This window comes from Streptomyces sp. NPDC029159 (assembly GCF_055564055.1).
In genome coordinates, this window is sequence record NZ_JBVHWT010000007.1 from 102240 (window position 1) to 118727 (window position 16488).

Annotated in this window: 12 protein-coding genes and 1 pseudogene; 8 read left to right on the plus strand and 5 right to left on the minus strand. The window is 74.5% G+C overall.

Features of this window, described 5'->3' with window-relative positions:
- The first annotated feature begins 78 nt into the window (after positions 1-78).
- The 3 genes from ACZ4U4_RS16185 to ACZ4U4_RS16195 all read left to right on the plus strand — a co-directional run bounded on the left by ACZ4U4_RS16185 (position 79) and on the right by ACZ4U4_RS16195 (position 6283).
- A complete protein-coding gene (locus ACZ4U4_RS16185; RefSeq protein WP_467874090.1) occupies positions 79-1575 on the plus strand; it encodes a hypothetical protein in 1497 nt (498 codons plus the stop codon).
- Positions 1576-1630: 55 nt separating this feature from the next.
- Entirely contained in the window at positions 1631-5083 is a 3453-nt protein-coding gene (locus tag ACZ4U4_RS16190; protein WP_467874092.1) for a right-handed parallel beta-helix repeat-containing protein, read from the plus strand.
- 243 nt (positions 5084-5326) lie between these two features.
- Complete coding sequence (locus tag ACZ4U4_RS16195) at positions 5327-6283, plus strand: DUF5996 family protein (RefSeq protein ID WP_467874095.1); 957 nt, start codon at positions 5327-5329, stop codon at positions 6281-6283.
- Positions 6284-6361: 78 nt separating this feature from the next.
- Here ACZ4U4_RS16195 and ACZ4U4_RS16200 read toward each other — a convergent pair whose 3' ends face one another.
- From ACZ4U4_RS16200 to ACZ4U4_RS16210, 3 genes are all read right to left on the minus strand, one after another.
- Positions 6362-7399: a hypothetical protein gene (locus ACZ4U4_RS16200; RefSeq protein ID WP_467874098.1), complete on the minus strand. Its 1038-nt coding sequence runs from the start codon at positions 7397-7399 to the stop codon at positions 6362-6364.
- Positions 7400-7545: 146 nt separating this feature from the next.
- On the minus strand, positions 7546-7998 hold the full coding sequence (locus ACZ4U4_RS16205; RefSeq protein WP_467874101.1) for a GNAT family N-acetyltransferase: 453 nt from the start codon (positions 7996-7998) through the stop codon (positions 7546-7548).
- A 54-nt stretch (positions 7999-8052) separates the two neighbouring features.
- A complete protein-coding gene (locus tag ACZ4U4_RS16210) occupies positions 8053-9516 on the minus strand; it encodes an aminotransferase-like domain-containing protein (protein ID WP_467874103.1) in 1464 nt (487 codons plus the stop codon).
- Here ACZ4U4_RS16210 and ACZ4U4_RS16215 point away from each other — a divergent pair.
- Together ACZ4U4_RS16215 and ACZ4U4_RS16220 are read left to right on the plus strand one after the other, a co-directional pair.
- Entirely contained in the window at positions 9515-10519 is a 1005-nt protein-coding gene (locus ACZ4U4_RS16215; RefSeq protein WP_467874107.1) for a DMT family transporter, read from the plus strand. The two genes, ACZ4U4_RS16210 and ACZ4U4_RS16215, sit on opposite strands and share 2 nt — an antisense overlap.
- Positions 10520-10693: 174 nt before the next feature.
- Complete coding sequence (locus ACZ4U4_RS16220; protein ID WP_467874110.1) at positions 10694-10894, plus strand: DUF1918 domain-containing protein; 201 nt, start codon at positions 10694-10696, stop codon at positions 10892-10894.
- A gap of 85 nt (positions 10895-10979) precedes the next feature.
- Here the strand turns inward: ACZ4U4_RS16220 and ACZ4U4_RS16225 are convergent, their stop codons facing one another.
- Positions 10980-12248 carry a glycoside hydrolase family 10-like protein gene (locus ACZ4U4_RS16225; RefSeq protein ID WP_467874112.1) on the minus strand — a complete coding sequence of 423 codons (1269 nt, stop codon included), beginning with the start codon at positions 12246-12248 and terminating at the stop codon, positions 10980-10982.
- A 162-nt stretch (positions 12249-12410) separates the two neighbouring features.
- Between ACZ4U4_RS16225 and ACZ4U4_RS16230 the strand changes: the two genes are divergently transcribed.
- Positions 12411-13280 (plus strand): 3-hydroxybutyryl-CoA dehydrogenase, encoded by an 870-nt coding sequence (locus tag ACZ4U4_RS16230; protein ID WP_467874114.1) that lies wholly within the window; start codon positions 12411-12413, stop codon positions 13278-13280.
- 327 nt (positions 13281-13607) lie between these two features.
- On the opposite strand, the gene ACZ4U4_RS16235 is transcribed toward ACZ4U4_RS16230, so the two are convergent.
- On the minus strand, positions 13608-14306 hold the full coding sequence (locus tag ACZ4U4_RS16235; protein ID WP_467874117.1) for a type 1 glutamine amidotransferase domain-containing protein: 699 nt from the start codon (positions 14304-14306) through the stop codon (positions 13608-13610).
- Positions 14307-14703: 397 nt separating this feature from the next.
- Here ACZ4U4_RS16235 and ACZ4U4_RS16240 point away from each other — a divergent pair.
- Together ACZ4U4_RS16240 and ACZ4U4_RS16245 are read left to right on the plus strand one after the other, a co-directional pair.
- Positions 14704-14940 (plus strand): annotated as a pseudogene (locus ACZ4U4_RS16240) (MmyB family transcriptional regulator); the annotation flags it as partial.
- A gap of 150 nt (positions 14941-15090) precedes the next feature.
- Positions 15091-16467 carry an amidase gene (locus ACZ4U4_RS16245; RefSeq protein WP_467874591.1) on the plus strand — a complete coding sequence of 459 codons (1377 nt, stop codon included), beginning with the start codon at positions 15091-15093 and terminating at the stop codon, positions 16465-16467.
- The last annotated feature ends 21 nt before the right edge of the window (positions 16468-16488 follow it).

The following is a 16488-nucleotide window of genomic DNA, read 5'->3' on the forward strand; positions in this document are numbered from 1 at the left end:
CGGGCGCTCACCCCGCGTCCCGCCCGGCGGTGCCCACACCCCCCACCCGAACACCCGACGAGTGAAGCGGAACTCATCATGACCGACGAGACGGCGAACTCCCGCAGCGCGAAAGAGGCAGGTACCACCGGGGCGACCGGCGACACCTCCGCGCCCGAGGCCGACGCACCGCAGCCGGAACAGAGCGCACCGGCCGCGGCCACGGACACCCCCACCACGTCGACGGGCACCGCGAAGACCCCGGCCGGCGGAACCGCCCTGCGCCCCGGGCAGGAGCAGCCGGACCCCGCGGCGGACACCCCGGACGAGACCCCGGCGGCCACCGGCAAAGCCGCCGGGGCGACCGTGCTGCGCCCCGGTGCGCCGCTGCCCGGGGCGGCGGAGACCGAGGCCGAGGCGGACGCGGAGGCCGCGGCCGGGCCCGAGGCGGACGGCGGCGCGGCTGCGGAGGAGGCCGGGGAGACCGCCGCCTCCGTGGCTGCCGAGGCGACCCCCGCCCCGGCGGCCACCGGGAAGAAGGCGTCCGCCGGGCGGCGCGGCCTCGGCCTCTTCCGCCGGATGGACGCGGCGGCGGGCACGGCCGCCGGGGCAGCCGGTGCGACGGGCGCGGAGACCAAGGCGGAGAGCGGCAGCCGGGTCTCCCCCGGTGTGGTCGCGGGCGCGGCGCTGGCCGGGGTGGTGCTGCTGGGCGCGCCGTTCGCGATCTCCGCGCTGAGCAAGGGCTTCGCCGCGTCCCCGGCGAACGCCGCCGGGGACCTGACGCAGCCGCTGCCGGACGCCGGGAGCGACGGCGGCAAGGGTTTCGTGCCCGTCCCCGGCGGCGTCCGCAACGACGGCGGCACGGCCCCCCGGACGGACAGCCACGCCCCCGCCGGCGGCGGGAACGCCCCCGGCGACGGCAGCGGCGGCGGCTCCGGGTCCGGGCCGCACACCGACGGCGACGCCGGCACCCGCACCGACCCGACCGCCGGGAGCGCCGACCACGGCGACAAATCGGCCACGGACGACAAGGGGTCCGGCTCCGAGTCGCACGTCAAGACGCTGGCGACCAGGACCTTCACCGCGTTCGCCGGGCCGACCTGCGCGAACGGTGCCAACGCCGGGTACCACGAGATCGGTGCGTACGGTGACGGCAAGGAGGGGTGGCTGACGCGGACCGGTGGGTCGACGGCCGGGGGCTGCGGGGGCGGCTCGCGGGCGATACCGATGTCCGGGGACGCGGACTCGCCGGACTCGGACGTGACCGCGTACTGGCAGTTCAATTCCGGGATGAAGTCGGCAAGTTGCCGCATCTCCGTCTACATCCCCCAGGGGAAGAGCCCGGTGGAGGTGGGCGGGGCTCCCGCGCGATACTCGGTGCACAAGGGCACCAAGTGGTACGGCGGGGACCTCGCCGGGTTCCACATCGACCAGCCCCGCAACAAGGGAAGCTGGGTGCTCGGCACCACGGTCCACGTGGAGGGCGGCCGGTTCACCCTCCGGGTGACCAACGCCGGGCAGGACTGGGAGGGCGACACCTCGACGCTGGCGCATGTCGCCGCCGCCCAGGTGAAGGCCGAATGCCGCGCAGAGTGAGCACGTTCGGGCCCGGTGCCGTCACGGTGCCGGGCCCTGGAGGGAGTTAGCGGCGATGAGCCGTCAGGTGCTGGCCGTGGGGCCAGACGGGTCCGGGGCGTTCGCGACGATCGCGGAGGCGGTGCAGGCGGCACCGAGCGGTGCGCTGATCACCGTGGCCCCGGGCCGGTACGCCGAGGCGCTGGTGTTCACCGGCATCGTGACCGTGGTCGCCGCGGAGGGCCTCGGCACGGTACGGATCTCGCCGCGCACCGGCTCCGCGGTCACGGTGGCCGCCGAGGCGGTGAAGCTGACCGGTCTGGTGGTGCACGGCAGCGACCCGGAGCGCCCGGCCGTGGACGTGACCGACGGCCAACTGGAGCTGGACGGCTGCGAGGTCGGCGGCGCGGCCTGGGCCACCGTCCTCGCCCGCGACACCGGCACCCTCGCCATGCGCAACTGCGAGGTGACCAACCCCAAGGGCGCCGGGATCGTCGTCACCAGCGAGGCGGAGAGCGTCATCGAGGACTGCCGGCTGGCCGACCTCGGCGCGTCCGGCATCGTCATCGGCGACCACGGCGACCCGCTGGTGCGCCGCTGCACGGTCCGCGACGCACGCGGCAACGGCCTGTACGTCAGCGGCCACGGCCAGGGCACCGTCGAGGACTGCGACTTCTCCGGGACGGCGCAGCCCGGCGTCGCGCTGGAGGACGACAGCGCGACCCGGCTGCTGCGCTGCCGCATCCACCGTACGAAGGCCGTCGGCCTGCACCTGGCCAGCCGCAATCAGGTGCTGATCGAGGACTGCCGGGTCGAGGAGACCGGCGAGGAGGGCGTGACCGTCGCCGAGCACGCCGATCCGCTGGTGCGGCGGCTGCGGGTGGCCCGTACCGCCGGGCAGGGCGTGCGGATGTACGACTCGGCGCGGGGGCGGTTCGAGGACTGCGCGATCGAGGCGAGCGAGGACACCGGTCTGTGGGTGGGCGGCGCGGCCCGGCCGGTCTTCACGGACCTGCGGGTCGCCGACGTCCGGGGCACCGGGGTGGAGCTGACGCAGGACTGCGTACCGGAGCTGGACCGGCTGACGGTGACGGAGCCGCGGGGCATCGGCCTGCGGGTGGCCGAGGACGCCCGGCCGACGCTGCGCCGGACGGTGCTGACCGGCGGCGGCGCGCACGGCCTGGAGGCGTGCGACACCAGCCAGGGCCGGTTCGAGGACCTGGAGATCACCGGCACCCGGCGCAGCGGCGTGCAGATCGGCGGCGAGGCCCGCGCCCGGCTGACGATGCTGGTCGTACGGCAGAGCGGCGCGGCGGGGATAGCCGTGTCCGGCACCGCGTCGGCGCGGCTGCGGGACTGCGATGTGGCGGGTACCGGCGGTGACGGGCTGTCGGTCGGCTCGGGCGCCAATGTCGTGGCGACGCAGTCGCGGTTCCACGACGGCGAGCGCAACGGCATTCTGGTGGCGGCCGGCGGCTCGGGCACCTTCACCGGCTGCGAGGTCTTCGGCAACCGCGGTGACGGCATCCTGACGCACACCGACGGACAGTTCGCGCTGCGCTCCGTCTCCACCTGGGAGAACGGCGGCGCCGGCGTGCACCGCACGGTGGTCAGCGAGAACGCCCTGCTGGAGGAGGTGATGTCGCGCGGCAACGGGCTGGCCGACATCCACGGCGAGGCGGCGGAGAGCAGCGGTCCGGCGGCGGGGCGCGGCGAGCCGGCGCGCGGCGGCGCGGACGTACCGGCCGCGGGCAGCGCCGCCTGGAACGCGGCGACCGGCGCGACGGACAACGCCGCCGGTGCGCCGGTCGGTGCCGGGCCGGCGGCGGACGAGCCCGTCCGCAAGGAGGAGAAGAAGAAGGCTCCCGCGTCGCCGCTGGAGGAGCTGGACCAGCTGGTCGGGCTGGCCTCCGTCAAGCACGAGGTGACCACGCTGGTCAGCCTCAACCGCATGGCGCGGCGCCGCGAGGAGATGGGCATGACGGTGCCGCCGATGAGCCGCCATCTCGTCTTCGCCGGGCCACCGGGCACCGGCAAGACCACCGTGGCCCGCCTCTACGGCACGATCCTCGCCGAGCTGGAGGTGCTGCGGTACGGGCATCTGGTGGAGGTGGCGCGCCAGGATCTGGTGGCGCAGGTCGTCGGCGGTACGGCGATCAAGACGACGGAGGCGTTCAACCGGGCGCTCGGCGGGGTGCTCTTCATCGACGAGGCGTACACCCTCACCGCCCAGTCCGGCTCCGGCGGCCCCGACTTCGGGCGGGAGGCGGTGGACACCCTCGTCAAGCTGATGGAGGACCACCGCGACGACGTCGTCGTCATCGCCGCCGGGTACTCCTCGCAGATGCGCAGCTTCCTGTCGTCGAACCCGGGCATGGCCTCGCGGTTCAACCGCACCGTGGAGTTCCCCAACTACACGGTCGACGAGCTGGTGACCATCGTCGAGAGCATCTGCGAGCGGCACGAGTACGCCCTCGACCCGGCCGCCCGGGACGGCCTCGACAAGCTGTTCCGGCAGATGACGCGGGACGAGACGTTCGGCAACGGGCGGGCCGCGCGCGGGGTGTTCGAGGAGATGGTGGACCGGCAGGCGTTCCGGCTGGCGAACGAGGTGAACGCCACCCCCGCCGACATGGTCCGGCTGCTGCCGCAGGACCTCGGTGAGATCGCCGGATCCGGCGTCGGGGCGAACGCGGCGGGCGGCGACGAGGGGCAACTGGAGTCGCTGCTCGGCGAGTTGGAGCAGATGGTGGGGCTTGCGGAGGCCAAGCGGCAGGTCTCCGACCTGGTGCATCTGCTGGCCAACGCCCGGCAGCGGGAGGCGGCGGGGCTGCCGTCGCCGTCGCTCAGCCGCCATCTGGTCTTCGTCGGCCCGCCCGGCACCGGCAAGACCACCGTGGCGCGGCTCTACGCCAAACTGCTCAAGGCGCTGGGGGTGCTCGCCGGTGGCCAGGTGGTGGAGGTGGCGCGCGCCGATCTGGTCGGCCGGTACGTCGGCCACACCGCGCAGATGACCACCGAGGCGTTCGACAAGGCGCGTGGCGGGGTGCTCTTCATCGACGAGGCGTACACCCTCACCCCGTCCGAGCGGGGCGGCAGCGACTTCGGGCAGGAGGCGGTGGACACCCTCGTCAAGCTGATGGAGGACCACCGCGACGACGTCGTCGTCATCGCCGCCGGATACGAGGACGAGATGGGCGCGTTCCTCGCCTCCAACCCCGGTCTGACCTCCCGTTTCTCGCAGCGGGTGGAGTTCGGCAACTACGACGCCGACGAGCTGGTGATCATCGTGAACCGGCAGGCGAAGGCGGGCGGCTACACCTGCGCCCCGGAGCTGGAGGCGCTGCTGCGCGCCCACTTCGCGTCGGTGCCCAGGGACCGCAACTTCGGCAACGCCCGCTACGCCCGCAAGGTCTTCGAGTCCCTGGTCACCCGCCAGGCGGGCCGCCTCAGCCGCCAGACGTCCCCGAGCCGCGAGGAGCTGCTCCAGCTGGTGCCGGAGGACTTCCAGGAGGCGTCGTTGACGTGAGCCGTCCACGGCGGGCCGGGCGGTTCCGTTCCGGTCGGCCCGCCGGTGTGCCGGTAGCAGAGGTGCGGGGTGTCCGCGGCGGTTCCGCGAGCGGGCACGACGCCGGGGCGCGTGGGACGATGGGCGCGGACCGCACCTCGGTGCTGGAGGCCGCCCCGTCGCCGCACGGCAGGTGTGCGCACCGACCCGCACGCCCTCTGTGGCGACCACCGGCGGCCGCATCGACACGCTGGGAGGCTCCCCGTGAGCGAACGTCTCGGCGCGTGGCCGGAGCTGGACCACGCGGAACTGGCGCCCATGGTCGACTACGTGAACCGGATCGTTCAGGTCGCGGGCAAATACGCCTTGGACGAGCCCTTCGAGGCGGGCTGGGGCAACATCGTCCTGGGCGTCACGCCCCGCGGACTCGGCACACCGACGTTCCGCCACCGGGACGTCACCTTCACCGTCCACCACCGTCTGCTCGACGGTGATGTCGTGATCGAGACGGACAGGGGCGAGCGGAGACTGCCGCTGTCCGGGGAGTCGGTCGCCGCGTTCTACCGGACGTTCTGCGCCGCCGCGGCCGAACTCGGGCTGCCCCGCCCGCGCACCCCGCTGATCTGCGAGATCCCGGGCGCCCCGCCCACCTTCGAGGACGACCGCGCCGCACGGACGTGGAACCCGCACGCGGCCCGTCTGATGTGGCAGGCCATGAACCTGGTCACCGGCGGGCTGGAGTCCTGGCAGGCGCCCTTCCTGGGGCACCGTCCGCCGGTGGGGGTGATGTGGGGCGGCTTCGACCTCTCCGCCACCCGGCACCGGGCACAGCCCACCACCCCACCGCGCAACGCACCGCCGTTCATGCAGAACGCGCAGCTCAACGCGTATGTCGCGGTGGGTTTCTCGTTCCAGAACGTGCCGGACAGGCCGAGCATCGGCATGTACGCCTACATCTGGCCGCAGCCGGACGGTCTGGAGGGCCGGTCCTGGGGCGTGCCCGGCGCCACCTGGGACGCGGACGCCGGTCTGGTGCTGCTGCCGTGGGACATCCTGCGGCGGACCGAGGACCCGCATCGGGCGATCGTGGCGTTCGGCGACGCCGTCTACCAGGCCGCGGTCGACACGGCCGGCTGGCCGACCGACCTCGTCGGGCCCCGCGTCGACGGCTGGCACATGAGCCGGACCCCGGCCTCGGCCCTCCAGCACCAGCACGGCTGAGCTGCGCCGGGGCACCCTGCCCCGACGCCGGACGCCCCGGTCCCGGAGGGGTTCGGCAGCGTCCCGCCCGGCGCGGCGTCAGTCCCGGCCCTCCTCCCGGCTCCGGCGGCGGTGGTCGACGACGCCCCAGCCGACCGCCCCGGCCAGCAGGGCGCCGCCCAGCGCGGTGGTGCCCAGGCCGGTGCCCGCGGCGCCGCCGAGACCGGTGTCGGAACCGCCCTCGGGCAGCCGACCGTGGTCGGCGGCGACCACGGTCAGGGTGCCGGTCAGCGTGGTCTTCCCGTGCCCGCGCCCACCGCCACCGGCTGCCGGCGCGGCGCCGTCCGCCCGTACGGCGGACACCGCCCGGGCCGTGGCAGCGCCCGCCGGGCCGCCGCCCGCCGCCGCACCGTCCACCGGTCCTCCGGCGGGCAGCCCGGCTCCGGCCGCGTCCTCCGGTGCCACCGGTGCGCCCGCCGCACCGTCACCGGGCAGCAGCGCACCACCACCGGACGCTCCGGGATCCCCGGGGGCGGGCAGCGGGCCGTCCCCGGCCCCAGGCCCGTCCCCGGCCCCAGGCCCGGCTCCGGCTCCGGCTCCGGGCAGACCGTCTGCGGGCGGTGTCCCGCCGCTGCCGGGGGACGCTCCGCCCGGCAGGCCGCCACCCGGCAGGCCGCCGTCCGGTGCCGTGGCGTCCGGGCCCGCCGCGCCCGGATCGCTCTGGGGGGTCAGCCCCTCGCCCTGCGGCGCCGCCCCGGGCCGCCGACCGCTCCCGCCACCGTGCCCGCCGTCCTCACCACCGTCACCGCCACCACCATCACCGCAGACCACGGTCACCTTGTACGAACCGGGCTCGACGGAATCGGGGACCCGGGCGGTGCCGCCCACCTGGTTGCGCAGCGTCGACAGCTTCATCGTCGGTATGCCCGCGCCGTCGAACGTCGCCTCGCCGCTCTCCCCGGGGCAGTTGCCGCCGTCGAAGACCGAGAACTCCTCCCCGGGGGCGACCGGGTCGGGCTGGACGACCGCCCGGTGGGCGTCGCCCGCGGCGAGGACCGGCCCGGCGCCGGTCAGGGCCAGCGAGGCCGCGAGGGCGCCGGTGGCCGGTGCGTGTCGGAGGACATGCCGTATGAACATGCACCGAGCAGACCCCGGCCGCCCGCCGGGCGCACCTCGGTCCGGGCCCGCACTCCGCGCCGCAGGCCCCGAGCGCCGCCATCCGTGCAGGTCACAGGCGGCGCTCCGCCGACCGGGTGGCGGCTGGGCCGGACGGGGAACGGCGGTCAGCGCCCGGGCGTGTCCGGAGCGGCGAGCGGTCGCGCCAGCCACTCCCCGGGCTCCGGCAGCGGCCGGAACCCGGCCTTCTCGTAGACGCCGTGCGCGTCCCGGGTGGCGAGCACGATCCGCGGCAGTCCGCGCGCCGTGAGATCGGCGGCGACCGCCTCGACGAGGGCGGTGCCCAGGCCCAGGCCGCGGTCGGCCCGGTCGACGTAGACGTCGCAGAGCCAGGCGAAGGTGGCGTGGTCGGTGACCACCCGGGCATACGCCGCCTGGCGGCCCGAACCGGTGGCGTACAGACCGAAGTTGAGCGAACCGGCCACCGCCCGCTCCTGCCGTTCCCGGGTGCGGCCGGACGCCCAGTAGCTGTCCTCGGACAGCCAGCGGTGCAGCCGCGCACGGTCCAGGCGCGCCGGGTCGGTGGACAGCTCGTAGCCCGCGGGCAGTTGGGGATTCATGGCCGGAGATTCGCAGACCGGTGGGGCGGGCGTCGAGCCCTTTCCGGTGGCGGGCTACGGCGCGACCTCCTGCCAGGCGGTGGCCAGGCGTTCCACGCCCTCGGCGAGTTCGGCGGGGCCGGAGGCCGAGGCGAAGGCGAGGCGCAGATGGGCCGCGGGCGGCTCGGCGGGGAAGTACGGGCGGCCCCCGGCGACGGAGACCCCGGCCCGCAGCGCCGCGCCGGCCAGCGCCTCCTCCGAGGTGCCGTCCGGCAGCCGCAGCCAGAGGTAGCAGCCGCCGCGGGGCACGCGCAGTGCCGTACCGCCGTCCGCGTCCGTCAGGTCCGGCAGCCGGGTGCGCAGCGCGGTGGTCAGCGCGTCCCGGCGGGCGGCCAACTCCTTGGAGACCATCCGCAGATGGCGCGGCCAGGACGGTGAGCCGACCAGCTCCAGCGCGGTCTCCTGGAGCGGCCCCGGGACGAAGAAGCTGTCGACGACCTGGATGGCGCGCAGCCGGTCGAGGACGGGGCCGCGGGCGGCCAGCGCTCCCACCCGCAGGCTCGGGGAGGTCACCTTCGTCAGCGAGCCGACGTGGACGACGGTGCCGTGCTCGTCGCCGGAGATCAGCGTCGGCGGCAGCGCGGACGCGGGCTCGTGGGAGAGGCGGCGGGCGAAGTCGTCCTCGACGACGAACGCCCCGGCCGCCCGCGCCACCCGCAGCACCTCGGCCCGCCGTTCGGCCGGGAGCACCGCGCCCGTCGGGTTCTGGAACAGCGGCTGGCAGACGAAGAGCCGGGCGCCGCTGGCCCGGAAGGCGTCGGCGAGGAGGTCGGTCCGTACGCCGTCCGCGTCGACCGGCACCGGTACCGGCCGCAGCCCGGACGCGCGGGCGACGGCCAGGACGCCGGGGTAGGTCGGGGACTCGACGAGCACCGGCGCGCCGGGCGGGGCGAGCGCCCGCAGCGCGGCGGTCAGGGCGCTCTGGCCGCCCGCCGTGATCAGTACGTCGCTGGGGGCCAGCGCGCCGCCCGGCCCGCCGATCTCCCGCGCGAACCACGCCCGCAGCTCGTCCACGCCCGCCATCGGTGGCCGCCGCCAGGCCCCGGGGCGGCGGCCGGCCCGGGCCAGCGCGGCGGCGAGGGCGCGTTCCGGCTGGAGGTCGGGGTGGAGGTAGCCGCCGCTCAGCTCGACGACGCCGGGCGGCGGTCCCGCGAGGGTGGCGAGCACCCCGGAGGCGTCGACGCTGCGCGGCACCTGGTCGGCGGCGGCCTCGGCGCTGAGGGCGATCTCCTGCCAGGAGGTGTCGACGGGGCGCGCGGCGCGGGCGGGCGGGGCGGCGCGGAAGACCCCGGCGCCGGGCCGGGTGGTGACCAGCCCCTCGGCGGCCAGCTCGGCGAGCGCCCGGGAGACCGTCACCGGGCTGACGCGGTACCGCTCCCGCAGCGCACGGCTCGACGGCAGTTTCTCTCCTGTCGAGTAGCGGTTGACCTCTTCCCGCAGGGCTGCGGCCAGTTCGGCGACGCTGCTACGCTCATGCATGAGAGCACACGATAGCGCTACCGACGCCGCGCGGATAACGGTCGACGGCTCCGCGGCCCGGCCTCCGGCCTCCTGCACCGCACCGGACGCGGCCCGTCCCGCCGCCGCTCCGCCCACCCGAGCCGCTTCCGCCACTCCCCCCGACACCGCCCGCGGCGGCATCCTCCTCGCCGCGCTCGGCGTCGCCGCCTTCTCGCTCACCTTCCCGGCGACCGTCTGGGCGCTGGAGGGCCTGGGCCCGTGGACGGTCGTGATGCTGCGCAGCGTCCTGGCCGCCGCCGTCGCCGGCGCCTGCTTCGCGGCGCGCCGCACCCCGCTGCCCGCGCGGCGCCACTGGCCCGGTATCGCCGTCGTGGCCTGCGGGATCGTCCTCGGCTTCCCGCTGCTGACCACGCTCGCCCTGGAGACGACGACCACCTCGCACGCGGCGGTGGTCGTCGGTCTGCTGCCGCTGACCACCGCCGCGTTCGCCGCGCTGCGCACCGGGACGCGGCCGTCGCGGACGTTCTGGATCGCGGCGCTGACCGGTGCGGCGGTGGTCATCGCGTTCGCCCTGCAGCAGAGCGGCGGCCGTCCGGGCGCCGGTGACCTCTTCCTCTTCGGGGCGCTGCTGGTCTGCGCCGCGGGGTACGCCGAGGGCGGCCGGCTGGCCCGCGCCATGCCCGGCTGGGAGGTGATCGGCTGGGCACTGGTCCTGGCGCTGCCGGTGACGGTCGCGGGCTCGGCCCTCGCCCTCACCGCCGAGCCGCTGCACCCGACGCCGCACGCGGTGGCCGGGCTGGTGTGGCTGGCGGCCGGTTCGACCTTCGCCGGGATGGTCGTCTGGTACCGCGGGATGGCGGCCATCGGCGTCGCCCGCGCCAGCCAGATCCAGCTGACGCAGCCGCTGCTGACGCTGGTCTGGTCGGTCACCCTGCTCGGCGAACACCTGCCGCCCGCGGCCCCGGTGGCGGCGCTGGCGGTGCTGTCCTGCATCGTGGTCACCCAGCGCAGCAGGAGCTGAGGCGGAGATCCGGGGCCGCCCCACTCCTCTCGCGCGCCGGATGCGCCGTCGGCCCCCGGACGTAAACTGGCCGCAGCGGCATGTACCGCCGTCCGGGCCGCCCCGGCCCGTAATCCGTTGGCCAGGCCGCCCGGCCGAGCGGCGGCACGGCCTTCCCAGGCGGGAGGACCCCTGATGCATGCGACCAAGGGCGACCGGCTGCTGGTGCACGGCAGGACCGTCGGACACCAGGACCACGTCGTCGAGATCATCGAAGTGCTGGGCGACCACGGCGATCCCCCCTTCCGCGTCCGCGACGAATCGGGCCACGAGACGATCATGTCGCCCGGCCCCGACACCGTCGTCCGCCACGGCACGGACAAGCACACCCGCTGAGCCCTGCCCGCGGCGCCTCGCGCGGCCGCGGCGGTACCACGGAGCGCTCCGGGCGCCGCCCGCACGGCGGCCCCGGAGCCGTGTCCTACCGGTAGTGGTCCGCCACCACCCGCGCCATCGCCCCCGACGGATCGGCGGCCACCTCCTTCGCCGCGAAGAAGACATGGCCGCCCACCTGCGGATACCGGTGCGCGAAGGCGAGATGGCGGGAGAGTTCCGCCGGGTCCTGCCAAGGCGCGGGCTGCGCCGGGTCGCCCGCCTTGTAGAGGGCCTCGCCCAGGTAGAGGTCCACGCCGGTGCCCGCCACCGTGCGCGCCCACCACGGCACGATCCGCGCGTAGTCCGCCGCCTCGAAGCCGAGGTGCCAGTACGCCTGCGGGGCGAGGTAGTCGAGCAGCCCCAGCCGGGCCCAGCGCCGGGTGTCGGCGTAGAGGTCGTCGTAGGTCTGCACCCCGGCGCGGGTGTCCGAGCCCGCCGGGTCGGTGGCGCGGTTGCGCCAGACCGCGAAGGGGCTGACCCCGAACCGCACCCGCCGCCCGGTCGCCCGGCACACCGCCGCCACCCGCGCCGCCGTCTCCCGCACCAGCAGCTCGGTGTTCTGCCGCCGCCAGGCCGCCCGGTCGGCGAAGCCCGTGCCGTACGCCGCGTACGAGGCGTCGTCGCCGAACGTCTCCCCCGCGACCGGATACGGATAGAAGTAGTCGTCGAAGTGGAGCCCGTCGACGCGGTAGCGGCGCACCGCGTCCAGGCACGCGTCCTGGACGGCGCGCCGGACCTCCGGCAGCCCCGGGTCGTAGTAGAGCTTGCCGCCGTACCGCACCACCCGGTGCGGGTGGCGGCGCGCCGGATGGGACGGGTCCAGGCGCCCCAGGTCGTCGTGGAGGGCGACGCGGTACGGATTGCACCAGGCGTGCAGCTCCAGACCGCGGCGGTGCGCCTCACGGACCGCGCAGCCCAGCGGGTCCCAGCCGGGGTCACCGCCCTGCTGTCCGGTGAGGTAGGCCGACCACGGTTCGTACGGCGACGGCCACAGGGCGTCGGCGGTGGGCCGCACCTGGAAGAAGACCGCGTTGAGGCGGCGGTCGGCGGCGGCGTCGAGCAGGGCGAGGAGTTCCCGGCGCGCCTCGGCGGGCGGCAGGCCGGGGCGGGAGGGCCAGTCGCGGTTCGCGACGGTCGCCAGCCACATCCCGCGCAGCGCGGGACGCGGCCGCGCCCGCCCGACGCCCGCTCCGGTGGACGGTTCCGGTGCCGGGCGTCCGGACAGGTCCGCGGCGGCGGCCACGGGTCCGCCGGTGCGCCACACGGTGGCTCCGAGCGCCGCCACGGTGAAGCTCCGGCGTGTGATCCGTCTCATCAAATACCCCCAACTTGTCCGTTTTTCGTCCGGTTCTTGCAGGTCAGAATGCCCGCCCCGGCGCCAGGAGGCTCGTAGCCGTACGAGTAACTTGGGGGGCCGAGGCGGGTCCGGCACCCCTACGGAGCCCCGCCGGTCCCGTAGATCAGCGAAAGGCACGAGGTGACGGACACTTTCACCGACATCGCACGCGTGGGCGTCGTCGGCTGCGGTCAGATGGGCGCCGGCATCGCCGAGGTGTGCGCACGCTCCGGGCTGGAGGTCATGGTCGCCGAGACCACCGGCGAAGCCCTGGAGCTGGGCCGCACCCGGCTGACGAACTCGCTCGGCAAGGCCGCCGACCGCGGCAAGATCACCCCCGCCGAACGGGACTCCGCACTCGCCCGCCTGAGCTTCACCACGGACCTCGGGGAGTTCGCCGACCGGGACCTCGTCATAGAGGCCGTCGTGGAGAACGAGCAGGTCAAGACGGAGATCTTCCAGGTCCTCGACCAGGTCGTGACCCGTCCGGACGCGATCCTCGCCTCCAACACCTCCTCGATCCCGCTGGTGAAGCTGGCCGTCGCCACCTCCCGCCCCGACCAGGTCATCGGGGTCCACTTCTTCAACCCGGCGCCGGTCCAGAAGCTCGTCGAGCTGATCCCCGCGCTGACCACCGGCGACGAAACGATCGCGCGCGCCGAGGCGCTGGTCCAGAACGTCCTGGGCAAGCACGCCATCCGCGCCCAGGACCGCTCGGGCTTCGTGGTGAACGCCCTGCTGATCCCGTACCTCCTCTCCGCGATCCGGATGTTCGAATCGGGCATGGCCAGCCGCGAGGACATCGACAACGGCATGGAGCTGGGCTGCGCCCACCCGATGGGCCCGCTCAGGCTCTCCGACCTGATCGGCCTCGACACCGTCGCCTCGGTCGCCGCCTCGATGTACGAGGAGTACAAGGAGCCGCTGTACGCCGCGCCGCCGCTCCTCGCCCGGATGGTCGACGCGGGGCGGCTGGGCCGCAAGAGCGGTTCCGGGTTCTACTCGTACTGAGCCCGTCGGCGACGCCGTCAAGTGCCTTTATGCAAAGGCGAGTTCATCGGGAGGCAGTGCCACTTTCGGCACTGCCTCCCGGTGTTTTTGCTGCCCGGAGGGCCCTCGCAGCCCGGGCCGTCCGGCAGCACCGCTCCCGTCCGTACGCGCGAATTCCTCGACGCGTTCCAGTAGGAGGCCGTGGGCGCGGCGCAGGATCTCGGCCCGGCGGGGAGGAACGGCCGCCCCGTCGGCCGGCGTGGCGTCGGCCACCTCGCACGGCGTCCGGCCTGTGGCCGGGCCACTCGTACGGGCGAAGGGCCCGCCCGTCGTGCGCCGGGTGGTGGGTCAGCGCAGCGCGGCGATCATGTCCTCGGCCAGCCTGGCGCTGGAGGCGGGGTTCTGGCCGGTGAAGAGGTTGCCGTCGATGATGTTGTGCTGCTGGTACGCCGCCCCTCCGACGTGGACCCCACCCAGCTCCCGCAGGCGGGAGGCGAGCAGCCACGGAGCGCCCTCGGCCGTGCCGAACAGCTGCTCCTCCTCGTCGGTGAACGCCGTCATCCTGCGGCCGGCGAAGAGCCAGTTCCCGTCCTCGTCCTCGGCGCTCAGCAGTGCGGCCGGACCGTGGCAGACCGCGCCGATGGGCTTGCCGTCCTTCTCCGCCTTCGCCAGCAGACGGCCCAGGTCGGCGTCCTGGAAGAGGTCGACCACCGGGCCGTGGCCGCCGGGCAGCACCACCGCGGCGTAGTCGTCGATGTCGATCTCGTCGAGCTTCAGCAGCGGGCCGAACTCCTTCAGCGCCTTCCGGGCGTGTGCCACGTAGTGACCGCACTCCTCGCCCGCGACCGCCGGGTCAGCGCTGTGCTCGTCCAGCGGCTGCAGCACCCCGCCCGGAGAAGCGAAGTCGACCGTGTAACCGGCCGCCACGAACTTCTCGTGCGGAGCGGCCAACTCCTCCGCCCAGTAACCCGTCGGGTACTTCGATCCGTCGGTGCGCTCCCACACCTCGGCAGCCGACATGACGAGGAGAACCTTGCCCTTGCTCATACGCGTTCCTTTTCCATGAAAAACCGTCCGGAGAAAGCGGCGGCTTGCTCCGGGAAAGCCATTGGTCAGGCATGACGCGATGGCGCCGGAGGACATGAGCGCGCCGCGTCCCCTGCCATTCGCCCTGATGAGGACGTGCATTCAGCATGGCCCGCCGCCGTCCCCCCCCCCCCCCCGCGGGCGCCCATAGCAGGGCCTGCGCGACAGCGGACCCGGCAAACCAGGACTGAGAGAGCCACGCGGGAATCACCCCCCATCCTCGATACTGCTTGGTATGGCCCACAACAACCGTGAGTTGGGAAACTTCCTGCGGAAGGCGCGCAGTCAGGTGGCTCCCGAGCAGGCCGGTCTTGCGCCGGACAGCCGTACACGGCGTGTTCCGGGCCTGCGCCGTGAAGAGGAGCACCGGGTCCACCAGCGCACCCACGGCTCCAAACGCCTCCACCACCCCCTGGTCGGTGAACTGACGGTGGAGTACGAGACGCTGATCCCACCGGGAGACCCCGACACCACCCTTTTCCTCTACACCGCGGAGCCCGGCTCGTCGTCCAGACAAGCACTCGACCTCCTGGCCATGTGGACCCTCACCGGCGCCGAAACACCACGGACCGGCTCAGCGCCCGAACACGACTGACACACCGACGGCCGGACCGACGCACCCGCCACATCGGGCCCCGCGGTCCCCCGCGTACGTGGCCTGACACGGTGTGAGGCCGCCCCTCGTAGGGCGAGTTGAACAGGCAGGAACAGGAAGTTTGTTGCGAAGGAAGGGGACTTGGAGCCGATGGAGCCGAGCGATCTCGTATGGCATGACGCGATCGGCCTCGCGAGTCTGATCTCAGCGGGCACGGTGAGCGCCGTCGAGGTGGTGGCCGCCCATCTCGACCGGATCGAGGCGGTCGGGGACCGGGTGAACGCCTTCGTGACCGTGCTCGGTGAGCAGGCTCTGCACGCCGCGGCGCGGCCGGCCGACGGCCCCCTCAGTGGGGTCCCCTTCACGGTCAAGGACTCCTTCGACACCGCAGGGGCCCCCACCACCTGGGGATCGAGGCTCTTCGCCGACCGGGTGCCCGATACCGACGCCACCCCGGTGGCCCGCCTTCGGCAGGCCGGCGGCATCCTGCTGGCCAAGACGAATCTGCCGGAGATGTCCTACTGGACCGAGACGGACAACCGCCTCATCGGCAGGTCCCTGAACCCCTACGATCCGCAGCGCACTCCCGGGGGCTCCAGCGGCGGTGAGTCGGCGGCCATCGCGAGCGGGCTCTCGCCGCTCGGTATCGGGAGCGACGTCGCCATCTCCGTGCGCGGGCCCGCCGCCGACACAGGGATCGCCTCGATCAAACCCACCCACGGCAGGTTGCCGATGACCGGCCACTTCCCCGCCGTGCCGCGCCGCTGGTGGCATGCCGGCCCCATGGCCCGCAGCGTGCGCGACCTGCGCCTGGCGCTCTCCCTCATGGAGGGGCCCGACGGCAACGACCCCTACGCCGTGGCGCTGCCCGCCGCAGGCCGCGCCCACGGCAGGGGCCGGCTGCGCATCGGCTGGACCACCACGGCGTTCGGCGCGGTCGATCAACAGGTCGCCGCCACGGTCGCCGCGGCGGCCACGGCGCTGACCGAGTTCGGGCACGACGTCCGGGAGAGCGAGCTTCCCTGGCTCGCCGAGCGGGACTGCACCCTGCTGTCGGCGACGCTGTTTCCCCCGGAGATACGGCCCGCCCTGCGCGCCGTCACCTCTGGCCGCGAGGCGGAGGTGCACCCGGTCATCGCGGCCACGCTGGAGTCCGCCGACGTTCCGCTCGCCGACCATGTCGCCGCCGAACACGAGGTGGAGCAGATGCGCACGCGATTTGCCGCATGGTTCGCCGACCACGACGTCCTGCTGTGCCCCGTCACGCCCTTTCCCGCGCCGCCTCATGGCCGCAGCCGCCTCGACGTGGGCGGTGTCTCCCTGCCGGCGCGCGCGGTGATGCGCGCGACCGTACCGTTCAACCTGACCGGCCTGCCCGCCGTCGCGCTCCCCTTCGGTGCCACGGACGACGGCCTGCCTCTCGGCGTCCAGTTGGTCAGCCGATGGTGGGCCGAGACCCTCCTCCTCGACCTCGCGGAACGCCTGGAGAAGGTCAGCCCCGTCCGTGGCCGCCGCCCCGCCTTCTGAGGAGGGGCGGGGTCGATGGCG

What these genes read in the sequence shown, in the direction of transcription:
- ACZ4U4_RS16185 (WP_467874090.1), top strand. Translation starts at nt 79, where the DNA reads ATGACCGACGAGACGGCGAACTCCCGCAGCGCGAAAGAGGCAGGTACC.
- ACZ4U4_RS16190 (WP_467874092.1), top strand. Translation starts at nt 1,631, where the DNA reads ATGAGCCGTCAGGTGCTGGCCGTGGGGCCAGACGGGTCCGGGGCGTTC.
- ACZ4U4_RS16200 (WP_467874098.1), bottom strand. Translation starts at nt 7,399, where the DNA reads ATGTTCATACGGCATGTCCTCCGACACGCACCGGCCACCGGCGCCCTC.
- ACZ4U4_RS16205 (WP_467874101.1), bottom strand. Translation starts at nt 7,998, where the DNA reads ATGAATCCCCAACTGCCCGCGGGCTACGAGCTGTCCACCGACCCGGCG.
- ACZ4U4_RS16215 (WP_467874107.1), top strand. Translation starts at nt 9,515, where the DNA reads ATGAGAGCACACGATAGCGCTACCGACGCCGCGCGGATAACGGTCGAC.
- ACZ4U4_RS16210 (WP_467874103.1), bottom strand. Translation starts at nt 9,516, where the DNA reads ATGCATGAGCGTAGCAGCGTCGCCGAACTGGCCGCAGCCCTGCGGGAA.
- ACZ4U4_RS16220 (WP_467874110.1), top strand. Translation starts at nt 10,694, where the DNA reads ATGCATGCGACCAAGGGCGACCGGCTGCTGGTGCACGGCAGGACCGTC.
- ACZ4U4_RS16225 (WP_467874112.1), bottom strand. Translation starts at nt 12,248, where the DNA reads ATGAGACGGATCACACGCCGGAGCTTCACCGTGGCGGCGCTCGGAGCC.
- ACZ4U4_RS16235 (WP_467874117.1), bottom strand. Translation starts at nt 14,306, where the DNA reads ATGAGCAAGGGCAAGGTTCTCCTCGTCATGTCGGCTGCCGAGGTGTGG.
- ACZ4U4_RS16245 (WP_467874591.1), top strand. Translation starts at nt 15,091, where the DNA reads ATGGAGCCGAGCGATCTCGTATGGCATGACGCGATCGGCCTCGCGAGT.